Origin of the sequence: Streptomyces sp. NBC_00306 (genome assembly GCF_036169555.1) — a bacterium.
GTDB lineage: Bacteria > Actinomycetota > Actinomycetes > Streptomycetales > Streptomycetaceae > Streptomyces > Streptomyces achmelvichensis.
The window spans coordinates 4,136,108-4,158,238 of the sequence record NZ_CP108032.1 but is presented as its reverse complement, the minus strand read 5'-3'; the positions used below and the strand labels follow the sequence as shown (position 1 = coordinate 4,158,238).

At 70.3% G+C, this 22,131-nt stretch carries 19 protein-coding genes; 11 read left to right on the top strand and 8 right to left on the bottom strand.

The genetic code is table 11. The features are described from left to right. Positions 1-28: 28 nt before the first annotated feature. Complete coding sequence (locus tag OHA05_RS18545; protein ID WP_328861187.1) at positions 29-829, bottom strand: carbon-nitrogen family hydrolase; 801 nt, start codon at positions 827-829, stop codon at positions 29-31. Between the two features lie 166 nt (positions 830-995). Here OHA05_RS18545 and OHA05_RS18540 point away from each other — a divergent pair, with 166 nt between their 5' ends. Beyond that, positions 996-1,820, top strand: a complete 825-nt coding sequence (locus tag OHA05_RS18540; protein WP_328861186.1) for a maleylpyruvate isomerase family mycothiol-dependent enzyme — start codon at positions 996-998, stop codon at positions 1,818-1,820. 184 nt (positions 1,821-2,004) lie between these two features. On the opposite strand, the gene OHA05_RS18535 is transcribed toward OHA05_RS18540, so the two are convergent. Beyond that, positions 2,005-3,303, bottom strand: a complete 1,299-nt coding sequence (locus tag OHA05_RS18535; RefSeq protein WP_313945237.1) for an MFS transporter — start codon at positions 3,301-3,303, stop codon at positions 2,005-2,007. After that, entirely contained in the window at positions 3,300-3,941 is a 642-nt protein-coding gene (locus OHA05_RS18530; protein WP_313945238.1) for a GntR family transcriptional regulator, read from the bottom strand. The genes OHA05_RS18535 and OHA05_RS18530 overlap by 4 nt, the downstream gene beginning before the upstream one ends. 246 nt (positions 3,942-4,187) lie before the next feature. Between OHA05_RS18530 and OHA05_RS18525 the strand changes: the two genes are divergently transcribed. Further along, positions 4,188-5,111, top strand: coding sequence for a D-alanyl-D-alanine carboxypeptidase family protein (locus tag OHA05_RS18525; protein WP_327686808.1), 924 nt, complete (start codon positions 4,188-4,190; stop codon positions 5,109-5,111). 95 nt (positions 5,112-5,206) lie between these two features. Here OHA05_RS18525 and OHA05_RS18520 read toward each other — a convergent pair whose 3' ends face one another. Genes OHA05_RS18520 through pdhA form a run of 3 tightly spaced genes read right to left on the bottom strand, consistent with a single transcriptional unit; the run spans position 5,207 to position 8,834 of the window. Beyond that, positions 5,207-6,679: a dihydrolipoamide acetyltransferase family protein gene (locus OHA05_RS18520; protein ID WP_313945239.1), complete on the bottom strand. Its 1,473-nt coding sequence runs from the start codon at positions 6,677-6,679 to the stop codon at positions 5,207-5,209. Positions 6,680-6,693: 14 nt separating this feature from the next. After that, positions 6,694-7,674, bottom strand: a complete 981-nt coding sequence (locus tag OHA05_RS18515; protein WP_313945240.1) for an alpha-ketoacid dehydrogenase subunit beta — start codon at positions 7,672-7,674, stop codon at positions 6,694-6,696. Between the two features lie 2 nt (positions 7,675-7,676). Then, positions 7,677-8,834: a pyruvate dehydrogenase (acetyl-transferring) E1 component subunit alpha gene (gene pdhA / locus OHA05_RS18510; protein WP_328861185.1), complete on the bottom strand. Its 1,158-nt coding sequence runs from the start codon at positions 8,832-8,834 to the stop codon at positions 7,677-7,679. Between the two features lie 327 nt (positions 8,835-9,161). On the opposite strand from pdhA, the gene OHA05_RS18505 reads away from it, so the two are divergent. From OHA05_RS18505 to OHA05_RS18495, 3 genes are all read left to right on the top strand, one after another. Then, the gene (locus tag OHA05_RS18505) at positions 9,162-9,827 is read left to right on the top strand and encodes a response regulator transcription factor (RefSeq protein ID WP_313945242.1); all 666 of its coding nucleotides are present in this window, start codon (positions 9,162-9,164) and stop codon (positions 9,825-9,827) included. 119 nt (positions 9,828-9,946) lie between these two features. Next, the gene (locus OHA05_RS18500) at positions 9,947-10,363 is read left to right on the top strand and encodes a pyridoxamine 5'-phosphate oxidase family protein (RefSeq protein WP_313945243.1); all 417 of its coding nucleotides are present in this window, start codon (positions 9,947-9,949) and stop codon (positions 10,361-10,363) included. 15 nt (positions 10,364-10,378) lie between these two features. Then, entirely contained in the window at positions 10,379-11,386 is a 1,008-nt protein-coding gene (locus OHA05_RS18495) for a phosphotransferase (RefSeq protein ID WP_328861184.1), read from the top strand. Positions 11,387-11,448: 62 nt separating this feature from the next. On the opposite strand, the gene OHA05_RS18490 is transcribed toward OHA05_RS18495, so the two are convergent. Continuing rightward, complete coding sequence (locus tag OHA05_RS18490; protein WP_328861183.1) at positions 11,449-12,981, bottom strand: protein kinase domain-containing protein; 1,533 nt, start codon at positions 12,979-12,981, stop codon at positions 11,449-11,451. Between the two features lie 351 nt (positions 12,982-13,332). Here OHA05_RS18490 and OHA05_RS18485 point away from each other — a divergent pair, with 351 nt between their 5' ends. The 6 genes from OHA05_RS18485 (at position 13,333) to OHA05_RS18460 (ending at position 20,925) form a co-directional block, all read left to right on the top strand. Then, positions 13,333-14,949 (top strand): protein kinase domain-containing protein, encoded by a 1,617-nt coding sequence (locus OHA05_RS18485; RefSeq protein ID WP_313945246.1) that lies wholly within the window; start codon positions 13,333-13,335, stop codon positions 14,947-14,949. A gap of 172 nt (positions 14,950-15,121) precedes the next feature. Beyond that, a complete protein-coding gene (locus OHA05_RS18480) occupies positions 15,122-15,685 on the top strand; it encodes a hypothetical protein (RefSeq protein WP_328861182.1) in 564 nt (187 codons plus the stop codon). An 85-nt stretch (positions 15,686-15,770) separates the two neighbouring features. Beyond that, positions 15,771-16,439, top strand: a complete 669-nt coding sequence (locus OHA05_RS18475) for a PadR family transcriptional regulator (protein ID WP_313945248.1) — start codon at positions 15,771-15,773, stop codon at positions 16,437-16,439. A 174-nt stretch (positions 16,440-16,613) separates the two neighbouring features. Further along, positions 16,614-17,384: an ABC transporter ATP-binding protein gene (locus OHA05_RS18470; RefSeq protein WP_313945249.1), complete on the top strand. Its 771-nt coding sequence runs from the start codon at positions 16,614-16,616 to the stop codon at positions 17,382-17,384. Then, positions 17,381-20,242, top strand: coding sequence for an ABC transporter permease (locus tag OHA05_RS18465; protein ID WP_328861181.1), 2,862 nt, complete (start codon positions 17,381-17,383; stop codon positions 20,240-20,242). The genes OHA05_RS18470 and OHA05_RS18465 overlap by 4 nt, the downstream gene beginning before the upstream one ends. Positions 20,243-20,382: 140 nt before the next feature. Further along, positions 20,383-20,925: a bacterial proteasome activator family protein gene (locus OHA05_RS18460; RefSeq protein WP_313945251.1), complete on the top strand. Its 543-nt coding sequence runs from the start codon at positions 20,383-20,385 to the stop codon at positions 20,923-20,925. A 225-nt stretch (positions 20,926-21,150) separates the two neighbouring features. Here OHA05_RS18460 and OHA05_RS18455 read toward each other — a convergent pair whose 3' ends face one another. Continuing rightward, the gene (locus OHA05_RS18455; RefSeq protein ID WP_328861180.1) at positions 21,151-22,131 is read right to left on the bottom strand and encodes an NAD(P)H-quinone oxidoreductase; all 981 of its coding nucleotides are present in this window, start codon (positions 22,129-22,131) and stop codon (positions 21,151-21,153) included.

Genomic DNA, 22,131 nt, shown 5'->3' with positions numbered 1-22,131 from the left:
CGCCCCGGAGGGTCCGGGTGCGGGGGGCTCAGCGCAGGATGTCGGGCGCCACCACACCGAGGCGCCGGTCCTTCAGCACCGGGAACTGGTCCCTCGTCGCCGCCACCTTCGCGGGGTCGAGGTCGACGGTCAGGATCTCCTCGCCCGGCCCCGTCTCGGCGAGCACCTCGCCCCACGGGTCGACCACGATGCTGTGCCCCGCCTGTTCGACGCCCCCATGGGTGCCCGCGGTACCGCAGGCGAGGACGTACGCCTGGTTCTCGACCGCGCGGGCGCGGGCCAGCAGGGTCCAGTGGCCGCGGCGGCGGGCGGGCCAGCCCGCGGGAACGACGAACAGGCCGGCCCCCGCGTCGACCAGGCCCCGGAAGAGCTCGGGGAAGCGCAGGTCGTAACAGGTGGCGAGGCCGATGGTCAGGTCGGGCAGCGCGACCGTCGCCAGGTCCCCGCCCGCGCCCATCATCACCGCCTCGCCCTTGTCGAATCCGAAGCGGTGGATCTTGCGGTAGGTGCCCGCGAGGTCGCCCGTGGGGGAGATGACGAGGGAGGTGTTGTAGAGCGTGCCGTCGGGGTCGCGTTCGACGATCGAACCCGCGTGCAGCCAGACACCCGCGTCCCTCGCGGCTTCGGCCATCACCTCGTACGTCGGCCCGGCCGGTGTCTCGGCCTCGGCCTCGAACGACTGGTACGCGAACGCTCCGACCGGCCACAACTCGGGCAGGACCACCAGATCCGCACCGCGCTGCTCACGAACGAGTGAAGCCGCACGCTGTCTACGGGAATTGACCGTTTCGTCCGGGTCTGCTGCGATCTGGATGAGGGAGGCGCGCACACTACCACCGTCCTGGCATTCGAGCCCTCGGGGCGGGCCTACGATCGTCACACGAAAGCACTGCCGGGGTGACGCTCGGCAGCGTAACTTAACTGCCGAGCCTCCCACGCAGCCCAGCAGTCAGCAGCAGCCCAGCCCGCGTACCGCAGAACCGCCGAGGGGTCCCGTGACCGTCCATCCCAGCCTCCAGACCTACGCCGACGCCTCGACTCACTCCCTTGAAGCGATAGCCGAGCTGGTGCAGCCGCTCGTCGAGGGTGAGTGGAACCGTCCGACGCCGTGCCCCGCCTGGTCGGTGCGTGACCTGGTCTCGCACGTCATCGGCATGGAGTGCGAGATGCTCGGCGATCCCCGGCCGATCCACACACTGCCGCGTGATCTCTACCACGTGCAGAGCGACTTCGCGCGCTACATGGAGATGCAGGTCGATGTGCGGCGCCACCACACGGCGCCGGAGATGACCTCCGAGCTCGAGTACACGATGATCCGGCGCGCCCGCCAGCTGCGCAACGAGACCCGCGGTCCCGACGCGGTGGTCCGCGCGCCGCTGGGCGCCGAGCAGACCCTCGAACTCGCCATGCGGATGCGTGCGTTCGACCTCTGGGTGCACGAGCAGGATCTGCGGGCCGCCATCGGCCGGCCGGGCAACGAGGACTCCCCCGGTGCCTACATCACCCGGGACTGCCTGCTGGAGGCGCTGCCGAAGACGGTCGCCAAGGACGCGGGCGCACCGCCGAACTCGGCGGTTGTCTTCGATGTTCACGGTCCGGTCGAGTTCCTGCGCACGGTCCGGGTGGACGCGGACGGACGCGGAACGGTCGACGGCGCACCCTCGTTGGGGCCCGTCGTGACCCTGGCCATGGACTGGGAGACGTACCACCGGCTGGCGTGCGGCCGCATGCGGGCGACGGCGGCGGTGGACCGGGTGAAGGTGGACGGCGACCAGGATCTGGCCACCGCGATCCTGCGGGAGTTCGCGGTCACGCCCTGACGCTCGGGCGGTGCGACCGAGGTCGAGGAACGCCCGGGACCCTGCCGGCCACCGCGCCGGTCCACCCGGGCACGCGGTCCGCGGCAGTGCGGTCCGGGGCAGTGCGCTCGGGGCAGTGCGCTCGGGGCAGCACGGTCCGAGGCGGTCCGCCCGGGGCACGCAGCGCCCAGCCCGGTGCGGGTCCCTACGCCGGGACGTGCACCGCCTCCACCCTGCTCGCCACCAGCCGCTCCCGTTCCCGGCGCGCTGTGCGCGCCCGCAGGCGCAGGATCTGGGTGATCCCCAGCGCCTCCAGCACGAACACGGAGGAGAACGCGATCCGGTAGTTGTCGCCGGTCGCGTCCAGCAGCACGCCCACGGCGAGCAGTGTCGTCATCGACGCCACGAAGCCGCCCATGTTGACGATCCCGGACGCCGTGCCCTGCCGCTGGGGCGGGTTCGCCGGCCGGGCGAAGTCGAAGCCGATCATCGACGCCGGCCCACAGGCGCCGAGCACGGCGCAGAGTGTGATCAGCAGCCACATCGGGGCGTGGTCGCCGGGGTGGACGAGCGTGGCGGCCCACAGAAGCGCGGTCGCACCGACAGTGCCGAGCGCGAGCGGCGCACGCGCCGCGTGGTGGCGGGCGATGATCTGCCCGTACACCAGCCCCACCGCCATGTTGGAGAGCACGACCAGGGTCAGCAGCGAGCCGGCCGTCTCCCGGGACAGGCCCTGGGCCTCGACCAGGAAGGGCATTCCCCACAGCAGCAGGAACACCATGGCGGGGAACTGGGTGGTGAAGTGCACCCACATACCGAGCCGGGTGCCGGGCTCGCGCCAGGACAGGGCGATCTGTTTGCGGACGAACGCGGCTCCCGCGTGCTGCGCGGGCGGCGGTTCGTGGCCCTCGGGGTGGTCCTTGAGGAAGACCAGCATCAGCACGAGGACCAGCACGCCGGCCCCGGCGCTGCCCGCGAAGGTGGCGGTCCAGCCCATGCCGTGCAGCATGCGGGCGATGACGAGGGTGGAGACGAGATTGCCGGCCATCCCGAAGAGCGCGGCGACCTGTCCGATGAGGGGTCCGCGCCGGGCGGGGAACCAGCGGCTGCCGAGCCGCAGCACGCTGATGAAGGTCATCGCGTCGCCGCAGCCGAGCAGGGCGCGGGCGGCGAGCGCCGTGCCGTACGAGGGGGCCAGCGCGAAGCCCAGCTGTCCGACGGTGAACAGCACGACGCCGAGCGTCAGGACCTTCTTGGTGCCGAGCCGGTCGACCATCAGGCCGACGGGTATCTGCATGCCGGCGTAGACCAGCAGCTGGAGTATGGAGAAGGTGGACAGCGCCGAGGCGTTGACATCGAAGCGGTCGGCGGCGTCGAGGCCGGCGACGCCGAGGGAGGTCCGGAAGATGACGGCGACGAAGTAGACGGCGACGCCGATGCCCCACACGGCGGCGGCCCGGCGGCCGCCCGGAGGGTCTCCCGGCAGCGCGGCGTGGGTCGTCATCGGACCTCGCCCCGCGCCAGGTTGCTGAACCAGCCGACGTGCCGGTGGACGAGGGCCGCGGCCCGGTCCGGGTCGCCGGCCCGCAGGGCTTCCAGGATCTCGCTGTGCTCGGCGACGTTCTTGGTGATCCTGTCGGGATGGGCGTGCATCACGGCGACGCCCATCCGCAGCTGCCGGTCGCGGAGTTGGTCGTAGAGGCGGGACAGGATCTCGTTGCCGCCGCTGCGGACGATCTCGGCGTGGAAGCACCGGTCGGTGACCGCCACCGCCGCCAAGTCGCCCTCCTGGACCTGCCGTTTCTGCTGCTCCAGGAGCTCTTCGAGACGGGCGAGCAGCTGCGGCGGGGCGGGCACGGCCTTGCGGGCTGCGTGCTCCTCGACGAGCAGCCGGGTCTCCACCACGTCGGCGATCTCCTGCGCGGAGACGGCGAGGACGAGGGCGCCCTTCTTCGGGTAGAGCTTGATCAGCCCTTCGACCTCCAGCTTGAGGAGGGCCTCACGGACGGGCGTGCGGGACACCCCTACGGCGTCGGCCAGTTCGCCCTCGGTGAGAAGGGTCCCGCCCTCGTAGCGGCGGTCGAGGACTGCCTGCTTGACGTGGGTGTAGACGCGGTCGGCGGCGGGGGCTGCGGCAGGCATGCGCACAGCTTAGATACAAGACAGGTGCATCAGAAAGCCATGTCCACGATGCAGGACGGACAGCCGGGACGGGTGAGCACCGTCAAGCACAGCCAAAAAAGTCCGACAAGATGCACACACGACTACATCCTTCGGGGCCGGTCACGAGTCTCGTAACGGGACCCTCTTTTCGCCGTGTCCCCTTCGGACTTGTTTAGACGCATTTGCGAACTCGGAGCGTTTTCTGTGATATCGAGCCACAAGGGCCTGCGCAGAGCAGCCACGCTCGCTCTCGCGAGCGGTCTGCTGCTGACGGCTTCACCCCTCGCCGCACCCGCGCAAGCCGCGCAGCCGATCCCGTCCATCACCGCCAAGGGCGGTTTCCTGCTCGACCAGCTCGACGCCAAGCCGATCTACGGCAAGGCCAACAACACCCGCCGGCAGATGGCGAGCACCACGAAGCTCGTGACCGCCATCACGGTTCTCACGATCAAGGGCGTGGACCTCAACAAGAAGGTCACCGTCAAGCAGGTGTACCGCGACTACGTTGTCAAGCAGGGCGCGAGCACCGCGGACCTGCGCACCGGCGACAAGCTGACGGTCCGCCAGCTGCTCTCCGCCATGATGCTGCCGTCCGGCTGCGACGCCGCGTACGCCCTCGCCGACACCTACGGCACGGGGACGACGACCGCCGCCCGCACCGCCTCGTTCATCGGCAAGATGAACGCCAAGGCCAAGCAACTGGGTCTGGTCAACACCAAGTTCGACTCGTTCGACGGCATCTCCGCCAAGGGCAACAACTACACGACCCCGTGGGACCTGGCGAAGCTCGCCCGCCACGCGGTGAGCAGCTCCGTCTTCCGTGACGTGGTCAAGGCGACGTCGTACAAGACCACGGCGACGACGAGCACCGGCGGCACCCGCACGTACACCTGGTACAACACCAACACCCTGCTCGGCTCGTACAGCGGCGCCATCGGTGTGAAGACCGGTACCGGCACGGCTGCCGGCCCCTGCCTCGTCTTCGCCGCCACCCGCGGCACCAAGACGTACGTCGGCGTCGTCCTCGGCAGCTCCAGCGTCACCGAGCGCACCAAGGACGCGGCGAAGCTGCTGGACTTCGGCTTCGGCTCCACCACCGCCAAGACGATGAAGGTGCGTTCGCTCCCCGCCGGGGCGCAGCGCGACTGATCCACCGGACCCACCGGTGAACCGAACGAGGTCCCGTGACGCCTGGCGTCACGGGACCTCGTCGTTCAGCACCGGTCAGAGCCGGTACGGGCCGATCAGGCCCAGGTGATCAGCCGCTTCGGGTTCTCCAGGACCGCCGCGACATCCGCGAGCACCTTGGAGCCCAGCTCGCCGTCGACCAGACGGTGGTCGAAGGAGAGCGCGAGCGTGGTGACCTGACGGGGCTTGACCTTGCCCTTGTGGACCCACGGCTGGAGCTTGATCGCACCGACCGCCAGAATCGCGGACTCGCCGGGGTTGAGGATCGGCGTACCGGTGTCGACGCCGAAGACGCCGACGTTGGTGATGGTCACCGTGCCGCCCTGCATCGCCGCCGGGGTGGTCTTCCCCTCACGGGCGGTGGCGACCAGCTCGCCCAGCGCCTGCGCCAGTTCGGGCAGGGTCTTGTCGTGCGCGTCCTTGATGTTCGGCACGATCAGTCCGCGCGGGGTGGCCGCCGCGATGCCCAGATTCACGTAGTGCTTCTGAACGATCTCCTGGCCCGCCTCGTCCCAGGCGGCGTTGACGCCGGGGTTGCGCTTGATCGCGACCAGCAGCGCCTTGGCGATCAGCAGCAGCGGGTTGACCCGCAGCCCGGCCATGTCCTTGTCGGCCTTGAGTTCGTCGACGAGCTTCATGGTCCGCGTCACGTCGAGGGTGATGAACTCCGTGACGTGCGGAGCCGTGAACGCGCTGCCGACCATCGCGGACGCGGTGGCCTTGCGCACCCCCTTGATCGGGATGCGCGTCTCCCGCGCACCGGCCGCGACCGGCGCGGGCACCGCGGCGGCGGCCACGGGCTCGGGGGCCGGAGCGGGCGCCGGGGCCTGCGCGGGCGCAGCCGCCGGGGCGGCCGCCGCGTGGACGTCCTCCCGGGTGATGATGCCGTCCGGTCCGGTCGGGGTGACCGTCGCCAGATCGATGCCCAGGTCCTTGGCGAGCTTGCGGACCGGGGGCTTGGCCAGCGGGCGGGGCAGTGCGGCGGTGCCGCCGTGCCCGTTCATCTCGGCCTGGATCGCGGCGGCGGGGCTCTGCGGCGCCGCGGCCTGCGGCTGGTGCGAGCCCGCACCCTCGGCGGCGGGCTGGGCCGGTACGCCCTGCCCGGCGCCCGGCTTGCGCGGGCGGCGCTTGGAGGAGGTCTCGGCGACGCCGTAGCCGACGAGGACCGGCTGGCGTCCCTTGGGAGCCTCCTCCTCGGCGGCGGGCGCGACCGGCGCGGCCTCCGTCTGTGCCGCGGGCTGGTCGTCCGGGGCCGCGTCACCGCCGCCGGGCGCCACGTCGATCGTGATGATCGAGGTGCCGACGTCGACCGTCGTGCCCTCCTCGAAGCGCAGGGCGTGCACGATCCCGTCGTACGGGATGGGCAGCTCGACGGCCGCCTTCGCCGTCTCGACCTCGCACACCACCTGGCCGTCGGTCACCGTGTCGCCGGGCTGCACGTACCACTTGAGGATCTCCGCCTCGGTGAGTCCCTCGCCCACGTCGGGCATCTTGAACTCGCGGAAGCGAAGCGAAGTGTCTTGAGTCATGGTCACGGCACTCCTCAGTACGCGAGCGAGCGGTCGACGGCGTCCAGCACCCGGTCAAGACCCGGGAGGTACTCCTCCTCGAGCCGCGCCGGCGGATACGGCGCATGGAACCCGCCGACCCTGAGCACCGGAGCCTCCAGGTGGTAGAAGCACCGCTCGGTGATGCGAGCGGCGATCTCCGCGCCGGAGCCGTAGAAGACGGGGGCCTCGTGCACCACGACCAGCCGGCGGGTCTTCTCGACCGACGTCTGGATGGTGTCGAAGTCGATGGGCGACATCGATCGCAGGTCCAGGACCTCGATGGACTTGCCCTCCTCCTCCGCGGCGGCCGCGGCCTCGACGCAGACCTTCACCATCGGACCGTACGCGGCCAGTGTGAGGTCGGTGCCGGTCCGCAGGACACGGGCGGTGTGGAGGGGTCCGGGGATCGCCTCGGTGTCGACCTCGCTCTTGTCCCAGTAACGGCGCTTGGGCTCGAAGAAGATGACCGGGTCGTCGCTCTGGATGGCCTGCTGCATCATCCAGTAGGCGTCGGAGGAGTTCGACGGCGAGATCACCTTGAGGCCCGCCACATGGGCGAAGAGCGCCTCGGGGGACTCGGAGTGGTGCTCGACCGCGCCGATGCCGCCGCCGTAGGGAATGCGGATGACGACCGGCATCTTGATCTTGCCGAGCGCGCGGGCGTGCATCTTCGCGAGCTGGGTGACGATCTGGTCGTACGCCGGGAAGACGAAGCCGTCGAACTGGATCTCCACGACGGGCCGGTAGCCGCGCAGCGCGAGACCGATCGCCGTGCCGACGATGCCGGACTCGGCGAGCGGGGTGTCGATCACCCGCTCCTCGCCGAAGTCCTTCTGCAGTCCGTCGGTGACCCGGAAGACACCGCCGAGCTTGCCGACGTCCTCACCCATGATCAGGACCTTGGGGTCGGTCTCCAGGGCCTTGCGCAGCGATTCGTTGATCGCTTTGGCGAGGGGAAGTTTGGTGGCGGCCATGATCAGTTGCCCTCCTCGGCGAAGGACGCCTGGTACGCGAGGAACTGAGCGCGCTCCTCGTCGACGAGGGCGTGCCCGTCTGCGTAGACATTCTCGAAGATCGCCAGGTCGTCCGGGTCGGGCATGGCCCGCACCGCCTCACGGACCCGCTTGCCGAGCATCTCGCTCTCCTCCTCCAGGGAGGTGAAGAAGGCTTCGGCCTCGTTCTTGTCGAGAACGGCGTTCTCCAGATACGTACGGAGCCGCAGGATCGGGTCCTTCGCCTCCCACCCCTGGCGCTCCTCGTCGGCCCGGTACTTCGTCGGGTCGTCCGAGGTGGTGTGCGCGCCCATGCGGTAGGTGAACGCCTCGACCAGGGTCGGGCCCTCGCCGCGGCGGGCGCGCTCCAGCGCGGACCGGGTCACGGCCAGGCAGGCGAGCACGTCGTTGCCGTCGACGCGGATACCGGGGAAGCCGAAGCCCTGGGCGCGCTGGTAGAGCGGCACCCGGGTCTGCTTCTCGGTCGGCTCCGAGATCGCCCACTGGTTGTTCTGGCAGAAGAACACCACGGGAGCGTTGTAGACCGCGGAGAAGGTGAACGATTCCGCGACGTCGCCCTGGCTGGACGCGCCGTCACCGAAGTACGCGATCACGGCCGAGTCGGCACCGTCCTTGGCCACGCCCATCGCGTAGCCGGTGGCGTGCAGCGTCTGCGAGCCGATGACGATCGTGTACAGGTGGAAGTTGTTGGTGTTCGGGTCCCACCCACCGTGGTTCACACCGCGGAACATGCCGAGCAGATTGGTGGGGTCGACACCGCGGCACCAGGCGACACCGTGCTCGCGGTAGGTCGGGAAGACGTAGTCGTCGTCGCGCAGCGCGCGACCCGACCCGATCTGTGCGGCCTCCTGGCCCAGCAGTGATGCCCACAGCCCGAGCTCTCCCTGCCTCTGCAGGGAGGTGGCCTCGGCGTCGAAGCGGCGCGTGAGAACCATGTCGCGGTACAGGCCGCGCAGCTCCTCGGGCGTCAGATCGATGCTGTACTCGGGGTGCTCGATCCGCTCGCCCTCGGGCGTCAGCAGCTGTACGAGCTGGGGCTCCGAGCCCTGTGGCTTCTTCGCGGCGCTGACGCGCTTGCTGCTGCGTCGCGGTTTGCGCGCGGCAGTGCTCTCCACGGTCACGTGCGTGCTCCTCCGTCGGTCCGGCCCCCGGGTTCGCCGGGTAAACCAGTGCGGCTCGCCTGATTCCAGTACCCGTGCACGGGGTGGGTGCGACGCAGCCGGGAACAGGCGTGACAGGTGCCCCGGCGAGCGCCCTGCCAAAGGCACGTTACCCAGTGGGCCGCATTACTGCGAAACCCCATTTGACCTGCGATTTTGCTTGGATATCCAAGTAAATCGCGAAATACGGGAACAACCACTGGTCACAGCCTTGCAGGCCGCCGGAACACGGGCACGTTATCCCGGGCACCCCGGGCACGGGAAGAGTAGATGTGTGAGACTGCTTTCGTGCCCGAAGACGGAAAAATCACCGTATTTCTTCTTGACGATCATGAGGTCGTGCGCCGCGGAGTCCACGAACTGCTCTCCGGCGAGGAGGACATCGAGGTCGTCGGAGAGGCGGGCACGGCGGCAGACGCCCTGGTCAGAATCCCTGCGACCAGCCCTGATGTCGCCATTCTCGATGTTCGGCTGCCCGACGGCAGCGGTGTCGAGGTCTGCCGCGAGGTTCGTTCCGCCGATGAGCACATCAAATGTCTGATGCTCACCTCGTTCTCCGACGACGAGGCACTTTTCGACGCGATCATGGCCGGCGCGTCGGGATACGTACTGAAGGCGATCCGCGGGAACGAGCTGTTGACGGCGGTGCGGGACGTGGCGGCCGGCCGGTCGCTGCTCGACCCCGTGGCGACCGCCCGGGTGCTGGAGCGGCTGCGGGGCGGCAACAGCCCGAAGAGCGACGAGAAGCTGGCTTCCCTGACCGAGCAGGAACGCAGGATCCTGGACCTGATCGGCGAGGGACTGACCAACCGGGTCATCGGCGAGCGGCTGCACCTCGCCGAGAAGACCATCAAGAACTACGTCTCGAGCCTGCTGTCCAAACTGGGCATGGAGCGGCGTTCACAGGCCGCCGCCTACGTGGCCCGGATACAGGCGGAGCGCGAGTACCGCTGACGCCCCGCCTCACCCGTCCGGGCTGACCCGTTCCGGCCCTCGCCACCGGGACCTTCGTCCCTGCGGGCCGAGGGCGGCGGGCCCTTCCGGGCAGGCCGTCCGTCACGGAGAGTGGAGTGATGTCCACCGAGGAAGCCCGCGCGGTCGAACTGCTCGGACGCGTGCCGTACGGCCGGCTGGCGACGAGCATGCGGGCCATGCCGTTCGTCGCGCCGGCCCGGCACATCGTGCTGGACGGCAGCGTCCTCCTGCGGATACACCGCGGTTTCGGCTACCACAGCGCGTGCAACGGCAGCGTGGTGGCCTACGGCGCGGACAACCTCAACTCCGGTGCGGCGGTCCGCTGGTCCGTGCAGTTCAGCGGTACGGCGGAGGTGGTCCAGCCGTCCGAGGAGATGCTGCGGCTCTTCGGGGAGCAGCCGCACCACATGAACGGCGAGGCGTTCGATCCCGTCTATCTGCGGATCGAACCCCGGTTCGTGACCGTGCACACGATGGACTATCTCGAAGAGCGTCCCACCCGACACGCTGCGTGATCTAACATCTGGCGGGTGCCGCGCTCATCTGCAACCGCCCCACCCCTCGGTCCGCTTCTGCGCCGCTACGAGGACCCGGGCGAACCACTGTCCTGCGAGCCGGTCACCCTGGGCCTCCTCAACCGCGGCTACCGGCTGTCCACCACCCGCGGCGCCTACTTCCTCAAACACCACCTCGACGGCGACCGCGAGGCCATCGCCCGCCAGCACCGGGCGACCAAACGTCTCCAGGCGCTCGGCGTCCCGGTCGCCCCGCCCGTCGAGGACACCGAGGGCGGCACGGTCGCGGTGATCGGCGGCCGCTGTTACGCCCTGCACCCCTGGGTCGACGGCCGCCACCGCGACGGCGCCCACCTCACGACGGCCCAGTCCCGGCGGCTCGGCTCCCTCCTGGGCCTCGTCCACACCTGCCTCGACCAGGTCATGGAGGTCGACCACACAGAACGCGGCGAGTACGAGAGCGCCGACCCCGAGGAGACCTTCGCGCTCATCGACGAACTGCTGTCCCTGGCGCGGGCCACCCGGCCGCACGACGCCTTCGACGCCCTCGCCGAGCACCGGCTCGTGGAGCGCCGCGCGCTGCTGGAGCGCCATGCCGGGCACAGACCGCCGCCGGGCTCCGCGGGCGGCTGGGTGCACGGCGACTTCCACCCGCTGAACCTGCTCTACCGGGGCGCGGAGCCCGCGGCGATCGTCGACTGGGACCGGCTGGGCGTGCAACCGCGCGCCGAGGAGGCCGTACGGGCGGCGGCGATCTTCTTCGTCCAGCCGGCCGGCGAACTGGAGCTGCCGAAGGTACGCGCCTACGCCCGGGCCTACCGCCGGGCCGCCGGCGCGGACGCGGCGGAGCTCGCGGCGGCGGTGCACCGGGTGTGGTGGGAGCGGCTCAACGACTTCTGGATACTGCGGTGGCGCTACCAGCTGAACGACCGAAGGGCCGACCCGCAGTTTCCCGCGGTGTCGGCCCTGGCGGTCTGGTGGACGAGCGAGTACGAGGCGGTCCGGGACGCCTTTACGGCCTGACGGGTGGATCGGGGCCGGCCTCGGCGCCGAACACCGGGTGCCCTGGAGCACCCCGCCCGACGTCAGCCGCCCTCGGTGCCGCCCGGGTCGCCCGGATCACCGTTGGCACCCTCGTTGGTGCCGCCCGTCGGCGGATCCGTGGGCGGGTCCGTCGGCTCGGTCGGCGGGTCCGTGGGCTCCGTCGGCGGGTCCGTGGGCTCCGTCGGCTGGTCGGTGGGGCCCGCCGTCGTCTGCGGATCGCTCGGCGTGACCGGCCGGGTGTACGTCGGCTCCTCCGTCGGCTCCTGGTTGCCGCCGGTGCTGTCGTCCGGCTCCTCCGTCGGCTGGGTCTCCTCCTCGGTCGGCGTCGGCGTCTCGTCCGGCGTCGTGGGCGTCTCGGAGACCGACGTCTTGTCGGAGGGGGTGCCGCCCGTGTCGCCCGCCTTGTTCAGCGCGAAGGCGATGCCGACCGCGATGGCGACCACGGCGAGCACGGCCAGCAGCCATGCCTTGCTGCGGCCCTTGCGGCCGCCCGGCCGATGACCGTCGTACGCGCCGTCGTTCGGGTTGGGCGGAGGCAGGAGCGGACCCTGCGAGGTGTCACCGTGCACGGGGTGGTGCACGGCGGTCGGCCCCGTGGTGCCCATGGCGGGCGTCGGCCCGCCGTCGTTCAGCAGGACCGGCCCGGTGTTCCAGCTGCCGTTGTGGCTGCCCTGCTGCTGGAGCATCTGCAGCGAGTACTGCACCAGGCCGCGCATCTCCTCCGCGCTCTGGAACCGGTCGTCCGGGTCCTTCGCGAGCGAGCGCATCACCATGCCGTCGAGCTCCGGCGGCACCACGTCCGAGACCTCGGACGGCGGGGCCGGGATGTCCTGGACGTGCTGGTAGACCACCGAGAGCGGGGTCTCACCGGTGAAGGGGGGCCGCAGCGCGAGGAGTTCGTAGAGCAGACAGCCCGTCGCGTAGAGGTCGGACCGGTGGTCGACGGCCTTGCCCAGCGCCTGCTCGGGGGACAGGTACTGCGGCGTGCCCATCACCATGCCGGTCTGCGTCATCGTCGTCGACGCCCCGTGCAGGGCGCGCGCGATGCCGAAGTCCATCACCTTCACCGCACCCGAGTTGGTGATGATGACGTTCGCGGGCTTGATGTCCCGGTGCACGATGCCGTGCTGGTGGGAGTACGCGAGTGCTTCGAGGACGCCGGAGACGATGATCAGGGCCTGCTCGGGCGGCGGGGCCTCGGCGTTCAGCAGCAGATCGCGGATCGTGCGGCCCTCGACCAGCTCCATGACGATGTACGGCACGGACTGGCCGCCCACGACGTCCTCGCCGGAGTCGTAGACCGCCACGATCGCATGGTGGTTGAGGCCCGCGACCGACTGTGCCTCGCGGGTGAAGCGGGCCTTGGAGACAGGGTCCTCGGCGAGGTCGGCGCGCAGCAGTTTCACCGCGACGGTCCGACCGAGCCGTACGTCCTCCGCCGCGTAGACTTCGGCCATGCCGCCGCGGCCGAGGCGGTGCGTCAGCCGGTACCGGCCGTCTCCGACCAGCCCGCCGGTGCCCCAGGAGTCCGCCGCATCCGGCACGCCGCCGCCTGCTTCGGGTTCGGGTGCCATCATTCCTCGCCGTCGTATCTGTCCGCGTGCGTGGGGGTGCGTGCGGGAATCGCTGTCGTCCTCAGGGTGCTTGTGCCGCCTCACGCTACAGCCTCCGCGAGACGCGCCTGCTCGAGATGGACCGGCCATCAAACCCGCTGCCGGTCCGACGGCGCAAATTCCATGCTTTTCCTGTAACGAGTCCGAGACTCTTCTTGTGCGTACGGTCACGGAACGGGCACCCGGCTTGACGTGTCGGACCCCTCGGGCAGACTTGCCCCGTAATAGGGATCACGTAATGCATCACGGATCACGCGGCGACGCGGGCCATCGAGGGCCGTCAGGTGTCCGCGCCGAGGGGGAAGCACAGTCATGAGCCAGGACGGCGCGCAGGGCCGCTATGCGGGTGGGTCCGTGGCGGGTGGCCGGTATCAGCTTCGCGACCTGCTCGGCGAGGGCGGTATGGCCTCCGTCTATCTGGCGTACGACTCGGCGCTGGACCGCCAGGTCGCCATCAAGACGCTGCACACCGAGCTCGGGCGCGAGCAGTCCTTCCGTGAGCGCTTCCGCCGCGAGGCCCAGGCCGTCGCCAAGCTGTCGCACCCCAATATCGTCTCCGTCTTCGACACCGGCGAGGACGAGCTCGACGGCTCGCTGATGCCGTACATCGTCATGGAGTACGTCGAGGGCCGGCCCCTCGGATCCGTCCTTCAGGCGGACGTCCAGCAGTACGGCGCGATGCCGGCCGAGAAGGCGCTCAAGGTGACGGCCGATGTGCTGGCCGCCCTGGAGACCAGCCACGAAATGGGCCTGGTCCACCGGGACATCAAGCCCGGCAACGTGATGATGACCAAGCGCGGCGTCGTCAAGGTGATGGACTTCGGCATCGCGCGCGCCATGCAGTCGGGCGTCACCTCGATGACGCAGACCGGCATGGTCGTCGGCACCCCGCAGTACCTGTCGCCGGAGCAGGCGCTGGGACGCGGCGTAGACGCCCGTTCCGATCTGTACTCCGTCGGCATCATGCTCTTCCAGCTGCTCACCGGACGGCTCCCGTTCGACGCCGACTCCCCGCTGGCGATCGCGTACGCGCATGTCCAGGAGGAGCCGGTCGCTCCGTCCTCGATCAACCGCTCCGTCACTCCCGCGATGGATGCCCTCGTCGCCCGTGCGCTGAAGAAGAACCCGAACGAGCGGTTCCCGAGCGCGGCCGCGATGCGCGACGAGTGCGCACGGGTGATGGGTGCCGGACAGACGGGCGCCCCGGTGATCGTCGGTGGCGCCCCGGCCGCGAGCGGCTCGGGGGTCGGCTCGGCCGTCTTCCCGCCGCTCGACCAGTCGGCGCCGCCGCCGCAGAGCGTGCAGACGCCGTACCAGCCGAGCCCGTACGGCCCGCCGACCCCGGCGCCCGCCCCGACCCCGGCTCCGCAGTACGGCTATCCGCACAATCCCGCTCCGGCGTACCAGACGGCGGGGCCCCTGGCCTCGACGCCGCCTCCGTACACGATGTCCCCGCAGACGGCCACGACCGGCCCGGGTGGCGGCAGCGGCGGCAAGCGGAACATGCCGGTGATCATCGGTGCGATCGCGGTCGCGCTGCTGGCGATCGGCGGTCTGATCGCGGCGATCTCGATGAAGGACAAGGGGAAGGACGACAACACGGGCGGGGACCCGAGTTCGAGCACGTCTCAGCAGGGCGGTGAGCTCCCGCCGGACCGGAACCGGACCATCGAGGCCACCAAGTGCTCCGCGGCGACGGAGGACGGCCAGGACCCCAAGAAGGTCGTGGTCCCCGACCTCCGTTACAAGGACGTGCTGAGCGTCAAGGAGTGCCTGCGGGCCGCGAACTGGACCTGGACCGTCAAGACGGAGGACAACCCCCAGTGGCCCAAGGACGCCGTGGTCGGGCAGTACCCGAGCCAGGGCGCTGCCGTCCTGCCGGGTAGCCAGGAGTTCGAGCTGACGATCTCCACGGGCAAGTCCCCCTGACCTCGCCTTCTGTTCCTTTTCCGACACGGCCCGGTACGCACCACGCGTGCCGGGCCGTTCGTGTTGCCGCGGCCGATGACCCGTACGGCCGGTGCCCGAGATGCCGTCCTTGGTACGTCATGTGACGCTGAGTCCATCAACACAGCGGTTCGGCACGGGAGGGGGTCACCCGGTGACTCCAAGGCTCCGCACGCGGTGCGCCATCGCGGTCGCCTCGTTGCTGCTGGTCGCCCATCCGGCACAGGCGGACGAGTCCGGGACCCCCGAAGCCTCCCCCTCCGGCAGACCCACGGCGTCGTCCTCCCTCGCGGGCAGGCCCGCCGGCGAGGGCCGGCCCCGCCCGGGGCGGCCGTTGCCCCCGGTGAGCGTGAGCCCGAGCACGCCGTCAGTCTCCGCCAAGCCGTCGCTCAACCCGTCCGGCACACCCTCCGCCACGCGTTCCGCGTCCGTTTCCGCGTCTCCGTCGGCCTCGGCGCCCCCCTCCCGCAGGCACCACCATCCTCCGCGGCCCCGTCTCACGGAGGAGGAGGAACCCTGGACGGAGGAGCACGAGGAGGACGCCGAACAGCCGGCGCCTCCGCCGACCCCGTTCGCGCCCGCCGCCGCACGTCAACAGCAGGAACAGGCCGCCCCCGAGGCCGTCGCGAGGCAGATCTCGCCACTGTCCCTCGGCATCGGGATGGCCCTCATGGGCCTCGGAATCGGCTTCCTGGCCGTACGGATGAGGCGCCGCTGAGGCGCCTGTCCTCCTTGAGACGGAGGCGACGGCTCCGCCTCCCGACGGTTGGCGCGCACCGGCATACCCGGTATACATACCGAGTATGTCCATCCGTCACGGGCTCCTCGCCCTCCTGGAACACGGTCCGCGCTACGGCTCACAGCTCCGCACGGAGTTCGAGTCCCGCACCGGTTCCACCTGGCCGCTGAACGTGGGTCAGGTCTACACGACCCTCAACCGCCTGGAACGCGACGGCATGGTCGCCCAGAGCGGTGCGGATGACGCCGGCCACGCGCTGTACGTCATCACCGAGGCCGGTCACACCGAGCTCACCAACTGGTTCGAGACTCCGGTGGACCGGAGCAATCCGCCGCGGGACGAGCTGGCCATCAAGCTCGCCATGGCGATCGGCGCTCCGGGCGTGGACATCCGTGCCGTCATCCAGTCCCAGCGCCATCACACCGTGAAGGCGATGCAGGACTACACGCGGCTCAAGGCCCAGGCGCTGGCCGCCATCGAGAGCGGCGGGTCGCAGGAGCGCGACGACGTGGCCTGGCTGCTCGTCCTGGAACAGCTGATCTTCCAGACCGAGGCCGAGGCACGCTGGCTCGACCACTGCGAAGTACGGCTCATCCGGCTCTCCGCCCAGGCCGAGCGGGGAGCCTCACGCCCGACGGCCACCTCGCTGCTCGGACAGCAGGCGCAGTCCACGCAGTCCGCGCCCGCCGCGCAGTCCCCGCAGGCCGATCGCTCCGGGCAGTCCACGGCCTAGCGAAAAGCCCCTGGCCGGGGCCGACTCCGCCCGGGGGCCCGGGAGTTCCCGGCCCCCGATCCCATGGTCCGAGCACTGCGCTCCGGACCCCACGGTCCGAGCACCGCTCCGGACCCCCAGGGCCTCACGCCCATCAGTCTTCCGCTCACCCGTCCGTCCAAGGGGGACCCTCCCATGTCCGATCGCATGTCACAGCAGCCACAGGCGTCACAGCAGTCACAGCAGCCCGTCCTGCAACTGCAGGAACTGACCCGTGTCCACGGAAGCGGCGCCACCGAGGTCCATGCCCTGCGCGGCATCAACCTCGACGTCTTCCCGGGCGAACTCGTCGCCGTCATGGGCCCGTCCGGCTCCGGCAAGTCCACGCTGCTCACCATCGCGGGCGGGCTCGACACCCCCACCTCGGGACGGGTGATCGTCGAGAACACCGACATCACCACCGCCAACCGCAAGACGCTCGCCGCCCTGCGCCGCCGCAGCATCGGCTATGTCTTCCAGGACTACAACCTCATCCCGGCGCTGACCGCCGCAGAGAACGTCTCCCTGCCGCGCGAACTGGACGGCATGTCCGCCCGTAAGGCCCGCAACGAGGCCGTCGCCGCCCTCGAGGAGATGGACCTCGCGCATCTCGCCAACCGCTTCCCCGACGAGATGTCAGGCGGCCAGCAGCAGCGTGTCGCCATCGCACGTGCCCTGGTCGGCGAGCGCCGGCTCGTCCTCGCCGACGAGCCGACCGGCGCCCTCGACTCCGAGACCGGTGAGTCCGTACTCGCCCTGCTGCGCGCCCGCTGCGACGCCGGCGCTGCCGGCATCCTCGTCACGCACGAGCCGCGCTTCGCCGCCTGGGCGGACCGTGTGGTCTTCCTGCGTGACGGCGCCGTCGTCGACCAGACCATCCGCAGCCAGGCCGACTCGCTGCTCTCGGGCCAGGCGGCCGAACTGTGAACAGCTCGTACCACTCCTGGCGGGCCGCGATCCGCATCGCCCGCCGTGACGCCTGGCGCTACAAGGGACGCAGCTTCCTCGTCCTCGCGATGATCGCTCTCCCCATCCTCGGTGTGAGTGCCGCGGATCTCACCCTGCGCAGCGCGGAGCTCTCCACCGCGCAGACCATGGAGCGCAAGCTCGGTACCGCCGACGCGCGGCTGGACGACCCGGGCATGGGCGGGTCGCCCCTCATGCAGTCCCCCAGCGGCGACAGCTACATGCCGGTGGGCGACTTCGACAACCGGCCCTACCCGGAGGGCAAGGGCGACGTCAGCAAGGCGCTGCCCGCGGGCGCCACGTCGCTGGCCGACACGACCGGCCGGGCCAAGCTGCGGACGGCACACGGTCTGCTGAACACCGAGGTCCGCGAGATCAAGGCGTCCGACCCCATGGTCAAGGGGATGCTGACCGTCACCGACGGCCGGTTCCCGGCGAAGGACGACGAGGTCGCGGCGACCACGCACTTCCTGGAGAACAGCGACCTGAAGGTCGGTTCCAAGGTCACCGCCCGCGGCCTCGACCGCGAGTACACGATCGTGGGCGCCTACGAACTCCCGGACGCGCTGGACACCGATCAGATCAACGCGCTTCCCGGGGCGCTGCTCACGCCGCTGGACAAGGCGCTCGAGAAGGCAGGGCTGCCGACCTCGTCGGCGTCCACCACGTACCTGGTGAAGGTCTCGGGTGGTTTCACGTGGAACATGGTCAAGGCGGCCAACGCCAAGGGCGTGAAGGTCGAGTCGCGTGCCGTCGCCCTCGACCCGCCGGCCGATTCCGAGGTTCCGCTGTTCCAGGAGGACGGCTGGGGCAACTTCGAGCAGAGCACGGCCGCCAAGGCGGCCGCCCTCGCCGCCGCGGGAACCGTCGTCGGTCTGGCCATGCTGGAGATCTGCCTGCTGGCAGGCCCGGCCTTCGCCGTCGGCGCCCGGCGCTCGCGCCGCCAGCTCGGTCTGGTGGGAGCCAACGGCGGTGACCGCCGCCATATCCGTGCCATCGTCCTCTCCGGCGGTCTGGTCATCGGCATCGCCGCGGCCGTCGTCGGCACCATCCTCGGACTGCTGCTCACCTTCGCGCTGCGGCCCGTGCTCGAGAACTACATGGGCGCACGCTTCGGCAGCTTCGACATCCGGCCGCTCGAACTCCTCGGCATCGGACTGCTCGCGGTGTTCACCGGTGTCATGGCCGCGCTGGTGCCCGCCATCACCTCCTCGCGTCAGTCGGTGCTGGCATCGCTCACCGGCCGTCGCGGTGTCCGCAAGAGCAGCCGGGTGCTGCCGGTGATCGGTCTGGTGGCGGTCACCCTGGGCGCGGCCATCGCGCTCTACGGATCGACGATGACCGACCAGTTCATCGTGGTGGCGGGCGGCAGCGCCCTCGCCGAACTGGGCATCGTCGCCCTGACTCCCGCCCTGGTCGGCCTGTTCGGCCGGACGGGACGCATCCTGCCGCTGTCCCCGCGGCTGGCGCTGCGGGACGCGGTGCGCAACCGGGGCCGTACGGCTCCCGCGGTCGCCGCGGTGCTGGCCGCCGTCGCCGGCACGGTCGCGGTGGCGACGTACGCCGCGAGCACGGACGCCCAGAGCAAGGCCGACTACGAGGCACGGCTGCCGCACGGCGCGGTCTCCGTGATGATCGACGAGGACGGCGGACGGGACGTCCCGTCCGTACGCGCCTCGGTGCAGAAGATGCTCCCCGTCGATGTCCGTGCGGACGTGGACCGGGTCTCGGTCGGCAAGGCCGGCTGCTCGATGTACGACGGCGGGGAGGGCTGCGGACGGTACGAGGTGATCGTGCCTCTCGCCAACCAGTGCCCGCTGTGGCGCACGGATCCGGCCCACCCGAACGACGATCCGTCGGAGAAGTTCAGCAAGGCCGAGCGGCGCAAGCTGGCCAAGGACTGGCGCTGCCTGACCAGCAGCGAGGTCAGCTACACCGACAGCGGCCTCCTCGTGGGCGACGCCAAGCTGATGCGGGTCCTCGGAATCGACGACCCGGCGGCCGAGAAGGCACTGGCCGCGGGGCAGATCGTCTCGTTCGACAAGCGCAATGTGGACACCAAGGGCAAGATCGGCATCCGGCTGATCACCGACACGAAGGCGGCCGACGAGGCACAGGAGAAGGGCAAGGAGGCCCCGGGTGAGGTCAAGTCCTTCGCCACCTACCAGGCCGACGCCCAGCAGAAGTCCTACGGCATCGCGATGATCATGGCGCCGGCCACCGCGAAGGCGGCCGGGGTCCGGACGGTTCCGTTCGGTGCCTACTACTCCACCGACAAGATGCCGAGCAGTGAGCAGCGCCAGCAGCTGGACGCCGAGCTCGACAAGACCGGCTCCGAGGTCAATCTGCACGTCGAGGAGGGCTACACCAGCGAGAACAGCATCATCCTGCTGGCGCTGACCGTCTTCGCCGGCCTGATCACCATCGGCGCGGCCGGTATCGCCACGGGTCTCGCCCAGGCGGACGCCGAGGCAGACCTGAAGACGCTGGCCGCGGTCGGCGCCCCGCCCCGGGTGCGCAGGACGCTCAGCGGGTTCCAGTGCGGGGTGGTGGCCGCGATGGGTGTGGTGCTCGGTTCGGCGGCCGGAGTGCTCCCGGCGATCGGACTGCGCCTCACCGAGAAGCGCCAGGAACTGAAGTGGTACGAGGAGGCCCTCGATCAGGGCTACGCCGGCAGTGAGTCGATTCCTTACGTGCCGATCCTCGTCCCCTGGGCGACCCTGGCGGCCCTGCTGATCGCCGTCCCCGTGGGCGCGGCTCTGCTGGCGGCGCTGGTGACCCGCTCCCGTGGCGCCCTGTCCCGGCGCGAGGCGACATGATCGGCCCGGATCACGTCCTGATCAGCTCGTGACCGGCTCCTGATCGCACTGCCTGCACTTTTGTGCCCCCGTACGAGGGTGGATCACTCTCGTACGGGGGCACACCGTGTGATGACGCACATGTGCGAGAGAATGGCGGCATGGAGATGCCGAGGAATGAACGGTCGCAGGAGAGCCCCCACGTTCTTGTCGTGGGACAGGACGGAATGGCGCTCGGCGGCAGTGGCGGAGACGATGAGTCGCGGGAGGTCCCGTTGACCGAGATGGTGGAACAGCCGGCGAAGGTCATGCGTATCGGCAGCATGATCAAGCAGCTGCTGGAGGAGGTCAGGGCGGCACCTCTGGACGAGGCGAGCCGCGTACGGCTCAAGGAGATCCACGCCGGCTCGGTCAAGGAGCTGGAGGACGGGCTCGCGCCCGAGCTCGTCGAGGAACTGGAACGCCTTTCGCTCCCGTTCACCGACGACGCAATCCCCTCGGAAGCCGAACTGCGGATTGCTCAGGCTCAGTTGGTGGGCTGGCTCGAGGGTCTTTTCCACGGTATCCAGACGGCGCTGTTCGCCCAGCAGATGGCGGCGCGCGCCCAGCTGGAACAGATGCGCCGCGCTCTTCCGCCGGGCGCCTCCCACGAGGACGAGGAGAACCCGCCGCACGGCGCGCTTCGCTCGGGCCCGTACCTCTGACACGGAAGCTCTGACACGAGCTCCGACACCAGCTCTGACACGAAGGTTCGGGCACGGAGGCTCTGAGAGGAACCTCTGATGTGGAGCCTCTGACACGGACTGCGGCCGGCGGGCCGGTCCGGCGCTGTTTTCCAGCGCCGGACCGGCCCGCCGCGGCTTTGCAGCGGCGACCCCGGGGCCGGGGGGTGCCTCGGGGTGTGCCGGTGGCGGGTGCGGGGTGCGGGGTCAGCCCGCGACCAGCAGGACCTTCCCGACGTTCCCGCCGGACTCCAGCACGCGGTGTCCTTCCGCCGCGTCGGCGAGCGGGATCTGCCGGTCGACCACGGGACGGATCCGCCCGTTCTCGATCAACGGCCAGACGTGCTCACGTACGGCCGCGATGATCGCCGCCTTCTCGCCGAGCGGGCGGCCCCGCAGCGAGGTCGCCGTCACCGCGGCCCGCTTGCCCAGCAGCGTCGACAGGTTCAACTCCCCCTTGACGCCGCCTTGGAGACCGATCACCGCGAGCCGGCCGTTGACGGCGAGGGCCTGCACGTTCCGGTCGAGATACTTCGCGCCGACGATGTCGAGGATGACGTCCGCGCCCGCTCCGTCCGTCGCCTTGCGCAGCTCTTCCACAAAGTCCTGCTGCCGGTAGTCGATCAGGATGTCCGCACCGAGTTCGGCGCAGCGCGCCAGCTTCTCGGGCCCGCCGGCCGTGACCGCCACCGTCGCGCCGACCGCCTTGGCGAGCTGGATCGCCATGGTGCCGATGCCGCTCGCACCCCCGTGGATCAGCAGCGTCTCACCCGGACGCAGATGCGCGATCATGAAGACGTTCGACCACACCGTCGCGGTCACCTCGGGCAGTGCCGCCGCCGTCACCAGGTCGATCCCCTGAGGGACGGGCAGCAGCTGTCCTGCCGGCACGGCGACCTTCTCTGCGTACCCGCCGCCCGCCAGCAGCGCGCATACCTCTTCGCCGACGGACCAGCCGGAAACCCCGGGTCCGAGCGCCGCGATGGTGCCGGAGCACTCGAGGCCGGGGTAGGGGGAGGCGCCCGGCGGAGGGTTGTAGAAGCCCTGCCGCTGCAACAGATCGGCGCGGTTGACGGCGCTCGCCGCGACCTCGACGAGGACCTCGCCCTCGCCGGGTACGGGATCGGGCGCCTCGGCCCACACAAGCGCCTCGGGACCGCCGGGTTCGGGAATCGTGATCGCATGCAT